The sequence below is a fragment of the Phenylobacterium sp. genome, assembly GCF_031425575.1.
GTDB lineage: Bacteria > Pseudomonadota > Alphaproteobacteria > Caulobacterales > Caulobacteraceae > Phenylobacterium.
In genome coordinates this window covers 1-1,551 of sequence record NZ_JANPJP010000169.1, presented here as the reverse complement: position 1 = coordinate 1,551, position 1,551 = coordinate 1, and the positions used below count along the sequence as shown (strand labels likewise).

General features: G+C 66.6%; 2 protein-coding genes. Both read right to left on the bottom strand.

What is annotated here, in order from left to right:
• Positions 1–99: 99 nt before the first annotated feature.
• On the bottom strand, positions 100–273 hold the full coding sequence (locus RMO97_RS09515) for a hypothetical protein (protein ID WP_310540619.1): 174 nt from the start codon (positions 271–273) through the stop codon (positions 100–102).
• Positions 274–464: 191 nt separating this feature from the next.
• A partial coding sequence (locus RMO97_RS09510; RefSeq protein WP_310540618.1) for an amidohydrolase family protein occupies positions 465–1,551 on the bottom strand: 1,087 nt, incomplete at its 5' end.

Below are 1,551 nucleotides of genomic sequence, written 5' to 3'. Positions count from 1 at the left end.
ACAAGCCGCCGGCGCCGCAAAAAAGGTCCACGACCGTCGCGGCGGGTTTGTGCGCAGTCAGCGCCTCCGCCGCCGAGCGATCCTTGGTCGTCGCCGTCGTCACTTCACTTTCCTCCGATCGTGCAGTTCCCCGTCGGGAACCTGGACGCCGGCCGCGGCGAGCGCTCGCAAGACGATGACCCTCATGGAGTCGCCGCTTTCGGCCGCCAGCATTTTCAAGCTCTTCTTGGTCGCCGGAGGCACCGTGATTTGAAGGGTCTCTTCGATCTTCATCCGGATAGCCGATCCCTTATGGTTTCATGAAATCATGGTAGCAAGGTTTCATGATTGGGCAATCGGTTCGAGTGGCGCTTGCATCTCACAGGTGCGATCACGCGCAGCCGATATAGCTGTTGACGGCCAACCCTCGCCGACCGCAATCCAACCGTCTCCGCCACGTCTGTGCGAGACGTGCGGGCGGATGCCTACTCCGCCGCCATCGGCAAAATCACCGCCTCACGCCCACCCCGCACCAGCCCGCCCGGCAGGGCGCCCGTATGCACCCCGTCCTCAAACGTCACCTGGCCGGACTTGACCGTAGAGCGGTACCCCTCGGCGCGCTGGACCAGGCGCTTGCCGCCGGCGGGCAGGTCGGTGATGGCTTCGGGGCGGAACAGGCGGAGCGCCTCGAAGTCGATGACGTTCACGTCAGCCAGCAGGCCGGGCTTGAGCTGGCCACGGTCGTTCAGGCCATAGGCCTGGGCGGTGTCGCTGGTCAGCTTGCGGACCAGGAACTCCAGCGGGAACTGGTCGCCCTTGGTGCGGTCGCGCGCCCAGTGGGTGAGGATGAAGGTCGGCATGCCGGCGTCGGCGATGACGCCGCAGTGGGCGCCGCCGTCGCTGAGGCCGAACAGCACATTGGGGTGCTGCATGTTCTTACGGAAGAAGTCGAAGTTGTAGGTGAGGTAGCCGCCCAGCGGCTGGTAGAACAGCTCGGCCCCGCCGTCGCGGATCAAGAGGTCGTACATCATTTCCAGGGGCGCCACGCCGGCGGCCTCGGCCAACCCCGCGACGCTGCCCTCGCGGTCGGGCTCATAGTTGGGGGTCTCGCCCAAGGGGAAGATGCGCCACAACAGGCTACCGCCGAAGGCCACGGCCAGGTCGCCGGCCACGCCATCGCCGATGGCCGCGCGGATCAGGGGGCTGTCCTCGCTGAGCAGGGCGGCGCGGATTTCCGGCGTGTTCATGGCCACCAGCCGTGCGTCCAGCGGCAGCGGCGCGATCTTGTCCTTCCAGGTGGGGCTGGCGATGAAGACGTGGAAATTCGACGTCAGGCCGTGCAGGATCCCCGTCGGCCGCCCGGCGATCTGGGGCCGGATGTCCATGCCGTGGGCGCGGGATTCCTCGGCGATGTTGTACATCTTGTCGCCTTCGTAGGCGCCGGCCGAGGTGGCCACCAGGGTGACGGGCAGGCCGGTCTGTTCGGCGAACCCTTTCACCCACATCCACTCATCGTCGTCGCCCAGGTGGTCGGAGACCATCTCGAACACGCCGTGCCGCAGGCCCTTCATG

Coding starts and splice junctions, on each gene's coding strand:
- RMO97_RS09515 (WP_310540619.1), bottom strand. CDS start 273: ATGAAGATCGAAGAGACCCTTCAAATCACGGTGCCTCCGGCGACCAAG.